The following is a 5,850-nucleotide window of genomic DNA, read 5'->3' as shown; positions in this document are numbered from 1 at the left end:
TCAAGCCACAGTGATAAAGACTCGCTCATCCCCAACAATTGCTGATAAATGGTAAGGCATTGCTCATAGGTATTTTGCAGTGGCAGTAGTTGTTGCTGCTGTTGTCGCTGCTGCTCCTGTAGTGCCTGAAATGCCTGCTCTTGCTCTTGTCGTTGCTGCCGCAATCGCAGCAAACCGCCATAAATAGGTTGGATCTGTGCTACCTGTTGGGCAAGCAGTAAGCGTTCTTGATCGGGTTTAAAGGCTAGCTGGGCCTGTTGCAAGCGCTGCGCTTCTTCGCTGAGCTGCTGGATCTCTGTACGCAACAAATGCTGTATATCTATCCAGCGTGATGCCTGCTGTAACACGTTGAGCTGCTGCTGAAGTTGTTCCTGTGCTTGTTTTTCTTGTTGGATCGCTAGCTGATAAGCGTGGACTTGCTCTGGAGCTAATAAGGCCACCCCTTCTAATTGGGCTTGCAACTGCTGCAGCTGCTGTTGCTCCATGCGTGTTTGCTCATGGACACGCTGAGAAATCTCACTATACATCGCCGTACCGGTGATCTGCTCCAGCATTTCTGATTTCTCACCCACATCTGCTTTCAAAAAAGCATCAAACTGGCCTTGGGCTAATAATACTGCACGTTGAAAGCGATCAAAATTCATGCCCGTTTTTTGCTCGACCACGTCGACAACCAAACGACGTTTGCTCTCTAGTAAGATACCCGTACTGGCATCGGCTATCTGATGATCAGGCTCTTGCAACCGACCAGTCGGGGATTTGCGCGCACGCCGTTGCTCCCAATGACAACGAAACACCCCACCCTGACCCGCAAACACCACCTCGGCATAGCATTCACCCGTATGCCGCGACATAATTTCATTATCACTTTTCGTAATACGACCTAAACGTGGCGTTTGCCCATATAAAGCCAAGCAAATGGCATCCAGTAGTGTGGATTTACCAGCACCCGTCGGCCCGACTAAGGCAAAAATCCCTTGCGAGGCATACGGCTCCCCCCGAAAATCAATACACCATTCGCCATACAAGGAGTTTAAATTTTTAAAACGTAACTCTAAGATTTTCATGGTGCTTCCTAGGCGTGCTGATCATCCTCTTGAATTTGCTGCAAAATCTGCTGATAGCAATGCCATAACGCTGGGTGTTGGGCTTGAGGCACTTGGTGCGCCGCTAAGCAACGTTCAAATACTTCCACTGGGCTAAGTTCATCTAACTGCTGAGCTTGGTGCTGAGCCTGTAGGGTTTGCTGGATCAGCAAAGGATTTTTAATGCGCAATATTTCCAATGTGCTTTCCTCTACCCACTGCTCTAGCTGCTGGCGCAAATGGGGTACACGCTCTGCGCCTGTATATTCCACCTCTAACCACGCTTGGCTTTGCACTTGCGCCAGCTGCTGGAGCTGTTGCTGAATCTGTGGCAGATCGCCTACCACCCGTACCAAATCCTGAAAACGCGGTACTGTTATCGTAGAGATTTTTCTTATGCCCTGAGTGAAATCCACCACTACTACTTGTTTTTGTTGTCCAGCCTCGCCGTAGCCCATGGGTATCGGTGAGCCGCTATAACGAATATGTTCCTGCTGAGCCACACACTGGGGCACGTGTAAATGCCCTAATGCCACATAATCAAAAATAGCGGGGAAAATATCAACGCCTGTTTTAACCAAATTCCCTACATATAAATCACGAACCCCATCGCCATCAATGGTTTTGCCGCCAGCCACAAACAAATGCCCCATAGCAATCACCGGAAGCGCTGCTAAGCCAGCCTGCTGGTGTTGCTGTTGCAAACGCTTAGCCTGCTGGGCGACCTCCTGATAATGCCGCATCAACCCCAAACCCATTTTTTTATTCTTATCGTCTAGGTTTTCCCCTGCTTCCAACCGGCGTAAATCCTGATCACGCAGATATGGCACGGCACAGACAATAGCTTGCGCTTCGCCGTTTTTTTCTAAGACGATGATCTCGTCCTCAATCCGCTCACTCATCGCCCCCACCACATGTACATGCAGATGTTTTAATAAAGCCTGTGGAGCGGTTAAAAAGGTAGGTGAATCATGGTTACCCGCGATAATCACCACATGCGAACAACAGGTCTGTGAGACCTGATACAAAAAACGATAATAATGAGTCTGTGCTGTGTGACTAGGGGTAGTCGTATCAAAAATATCCCCTGCCACCAAAAGCACATCAATTTGTTCGTTTTCAATGGTTGTTAATAGCCAATCAAAAAACGCCTCAAATTCAGCATCCCGTTTTTTGCCGTAAAGCGCACGGCCTAAATGCCAATCCGAAGTATGTAAAAAACGCATGAGGGAGGTTTCCTAAACAAAAACCTATCATAACAGTCTGTGCTAAATAGCAATAAATCCAACTAAATCAAATACGTAAAAAGCCGCTAAATTTTTCATTTAGCGGCCTTCTGTCCACTTTATTGCTTACAACATACCCAACTGTAAACGTGCGGATTCACTCATCATGTCTCGGCTCCATGGCGGGTCCCAAACCAGGTTAACATCGGCTTGAGTCACCCCTTGGATATTTAATACCTTTGCTCGAGCTTCTTCGGCGATAATCGGCCCCATCCCACACCCAGGCGCCGTTAACGTCATATCCAGTACTACAGAAAACTCATCCGCGTTTTCTTGTGTTACATGGCACTTATACACCAGTCCTAGGTTAACAATATCAACCGGTATTTCTGGGTCAAAGACTTCGGTGAGCACCACCCAACACGCCTCTTCGATGGTTTTTTCCGTAGCCGGCTGCTCTGGAATAAAGGCTTCTACCGTTTTTATCTCTTGTCCAATGGCATCACCATCCACACCCTCGATGCGATACATGTTGCCTTCAACGATCACGGTGTAGCTATTACCAAGCTTTTGCGTGATGGTGGCACTGCATCCTTTTTCGATGGTTACTGGCGAACCATAAGGAATAGTAACTGCCGGACAGTCCCGGCTGACGATGACTTCTTCGCGTTCAAAATAACTCATGACAACTGCCTTTACTCAGTTTTAGCGATCTCATCGTTTTGGTGAATCGCGTTATCTAATGTGTGCCACGCCAAAGAGGCGCATTTTACTCGAGCGGGGAACTCTTTTACCCCTGATAACACTTCTAATTTGCCTAGATCACGATCGGGGTGATCCTCTGTTAACATGGCATGCATGTCTTGGAATAACTGCTCTACTTCGGCTTTGGTTTTGCCTTTGCATGCCTCTGTCATCAGCGAGGCCGATGCCTTAGAGATCGCACACCCCTGACCAATAAACGAGACTTTTTCTACGACATCGTCTTTTAGGTGCACATAAACCCGCAATTGATCGCCACATAAAGGATTATGGCCGTCGGCTTTATGCGTTGCGTCTTCCATGTGGGCAAAATTGCGAGGGTTACGGTTGTGATCAAAAATTACCTCTTGGTAAAGATCACGTAAACCGCCAAAATCATCACTCATCGGAAACTCCAAATAGTTTTTGCGCTTTTTTCAAGCTTGTTACTAACGCATCCACATCATCAAAGCTGTTATATAAGGCAAAGGATGCGCGCGCGGTACCTGGAATACCAAAACGAGTCATCAGTGGCATCGCACAATGATGCCCGGCTCGAATGGCCACCCCATCCATATCTAATATGGTTCCTAAATCATGGGGGTGAATATCATCGACCAAAAAGGACAGCACACCGGCTTTTTGCGCGGCGGTGCCCACCAAGGTGATGCCTTTAAGCTGTTGCAATTGTTCGGTTGCATAACGCAATAACGCGTCCTCGTGCGCAGCAATCTGTGCTAAACCCACCGATTGCACATAGCGTAAAGCCTCGGCCAATACGATTACCCCGGCGATATTGGGCGTGCCCGCCTCGAAGCGCTGTGGCACGGGCGCATAAGTGCTGCCCTCAAAGCTAACGGTATGGATCATATCGCCACCACCACGCCATGGTGACATCGCATCGAGGATATCGTATTTGGCGTACAACACCCCTGTGCCCGTAGGACCATAGATCTTATGCCCAGAAAATACATAAAAATCACAATCCAACGCCTGAACATCTACCACGGTATGAGCAACGGCTTGTGCGCCATCAATCAAGACTTTTGCGCCTACTTGATGCGCTAACCGCGTCATCTCGGCAACAGGGTTTACTGTCCCGAGTGCATTGGATACATGCACAATTCCCACTAGCTTGGTTTTTTCACTCAGAAGCTGCTGATACGCATCCAGATCCAGCTCACCGTTATCCAGAACCGGTACAACCTTAATCACGGCACCCGTACGTTGTGCCACTAACTGCCAAGGCACGATGTTGGAATGGTGCTCCAAGCCAGTTAGCACAATTTCATCACCGGCTTTTAAGTTATCCAACCCCCAAGTATACGCCACCAAGTTAATGCTATCGGTTGTTCCAGCGGTAAATACAATTTCTTCTACACGCCGCGCGTTTAGAAATTGCTGGGTGGTAACACGCGCCTGATCATACAAATCCGTTGCATGTTGGGATAACCAATGCACACCACGGTGAATATTGGCATTGGACTTTTCATAAAAATCCTTTTCCGCCTGAATTACAACGGCGGGTTTTTGCGTGGTCGCGCCATTATCCAAATAAACAAGGCGCTGCCCGCGAACAGGCTGCGCCAAGATAGGAAAATCGGCGCGCCGATCAAGCTGCATTGCAGGTGTAGTGACCGGCTCTACCATGGTGTTACTCTCCTAGTTGGCTTGCGCCAGGTAATCGAGATTGGATCCCTGCCGTAGCCCGTTGACGTAAAGCTTCAGACTGAACACGCTCGAGTACCTCGGCGGCAAACGCATAAATCAGCAAATTAAACGCGTCTTCGCGATCTAAACCACGTGAGCGTAAATAAAATAAGCTGTCTTCATCAATTTGACCTACCGTGGCGCCATGCGCGCATTTCACATCATCGGCGTAGATTTCTAGCTCGGGTTTGCTATCAGCTTTTGCCATTTTGGATAGCAGCAAGCTATCTGAACGCTGGATTGCATCCGTGCCGTCCGCGCCCTTATGAACCACAATACGCCCTGAAAACACACCACGCCCCCGATCAGCCATAATGCCACGATAGTATTCATGGCTCGTGCAGTTAGGAACGGCATGATGAATCTGGGTGTAATGATCCACATGACGACGCTCATTGGTGTAATACAGCCCGTTTAGTAACGTATGGCAACGCTCACCATTAAAGCGTGTGGTGATGTTCGTCCGTGCAAGTTGCGCCCCAAAAGAAAAAGAATGCGACTCATAGTGTGAGTTTTGCTCTTGCTCGGCATCAATAGAAGCTAAGTGCACCGCACTTTCGCTCTGGGTTTGTAGCTTAAAATGCACCAAATTCGCATCACGGTCGGTCCAAACACGCGTTACCGCATTGCTTAAGCCAGAAAAATCATCGGCACTGATGTAATGTTCGACCACGGTCGCATGCGCACCGGCTTCAAGCGCAATAAAGTTACGCGTAAAAGCGGCACAATTACCCGGCCCGGAAACAAACACCAGATGAATGGGCTTCTCGACTTGAACTGCGCGCGATACACGCACAAAGGCCCCATCCTGTGCTAAGCCCAGGTTTAAAGCATCGGGGCTAAAGCCATCATCCGCTTGACCATAAATGGTTTCGAGTGCGGTGGGCTCATTAGCGCAAACCTCTGCTACCGAACGTAGACTCACACCAGTAGGCATATCGGTTGAGGATAAGTCAGCGGCAAACTGCCCATCCACAAAAACCAACCAGTACGCTTGCTCATTGTTTTTACAGGAATCCACCAACGCTTTAGCATCAAAAGCCTCGGCAACCTGATACTGCTTGCTATCTAATAAAGCCAGTGATGTA

6 protein-coding genes are annotated in these 5,850 nt (G+C 48.6%); all 6 read right to left on the bottom strand.

The annotated features are described in order from the left end of the window. The coding region (locus tag Q1V74_RS02565; RefSeq protein WP_300646932.1) for an AAA family ATPase at positions 1–1,067 on the bottom strand (1,067 nt) is incomplete at its 3' end. An 8-nt stretch (positions 1,068–1,075) separates the two neighbouring features. Continuing rightward, positions 1,076–2,311: an exonuclease SbcCD subunit D C-terminal domain-containing protein gene (locus Q1V74_RS02560; protein WP_300646931.1), complete on the bottom strand. Its 1,236-nt coding sequence runs from the start codon at positions 2,309–2,311 to the stop codon at positions 1,076–1,078. A 126-nt stretch (positions 2,312–2,437) separates the two neighbouring features. After that, on the bottom strand, positions 2,438–2,995 hold the full coding sequence (sufT, locus tag Q1V74_RS02555) for a putative Fe-S cluster assembly protein SufT (RefSeq protein WP_300646930.1): 558 nt from the start codon (positions 2,993–2,995) through the stop codon (positions 2,438–2,440). Between the two features lie 11 nt (positions 2,996–3,006). Next, positions 3,007–3,459 (bottom strand): Fe-S cluster assembly sulfur transfer protein SufU, encoded by a 453-nt coding sequence (gene sufU / locus Q1V74_RS02550; protein ID WP_300646929.1) that lies wholly within the window; start codon positions 3,457–3,459, stop codon positions 3,007–3,009. Then, complete coding sequence (locus Q1V74_RS02545; protein ID WP_300646928.1) at positions 3,452–4,702, bottom strand: cysteine desulfurase; 1,251 nt, start codon at positions 4,700–4,702, stop codon at positions 3,452–3,454. The genes sufU and Q1V74_RS02545 overlap by 8 nt, the downstream gene beginning before the upstream one ends. Positions 4,703–4,706: 4 nt before the next feature. Beyond that, on the bottom strand, positions 4,707–5,850 hold a 1,144-nt coding region (gene sufD / locus Q1V74_RS02540), incomplete at its 5' end, for a Fe-S cluster assembly protein SufD (protein ID WP_300646927.1).

The sequence above is a fragment of the Paenalcaligenes sp. genome, assembly GCF_030152715.1.
GTDB lineage: Bacteria > Pseudomonadota > Gammaproteobacteria > Burkholderiales > Burkholderiaceae_B > Paenalcaligenes > Paenalcaligenes hermetiae.
Note: the sequence above shows the minus strand (reverse complement) of the source record. Positions and strands in the feature narration are given on the sequence as shown.

What these genes read in the sequence shown, in the direction of transcription:
- sufU (WP_300646929.1), bottom strand. Translation starts at nt 3,459, where the DNA reads ATGAGTGATGATTTTGGCGGTTTACGTGATCTTTACCAAGAGGTAATT.
- Q1V74_RS02545 (WP_300646928.1), bottom strand. Translation starts at nt 4,702, where the DNA reads ATGGTAGAGCCGGTCACTACACCTGCAATGCAGCTTGATCGGCGCGCC.
- Q1V74_RS02560 (WP_300646931.1), bottom strand. Translation starts at nt 2,311, where the DNA reads ATGCGTTTTTTACATACTTCGGATTGGCATTTAGGCCGTGCGCTTTAC.
- sufT (WP_300646930.1), bottom strand. Translation starts at nt 2,995, where the DNA reads ATGAGTTATTTTGAACGCGAAGAAGTCATCGTCAGCCGGGACTGTCCG.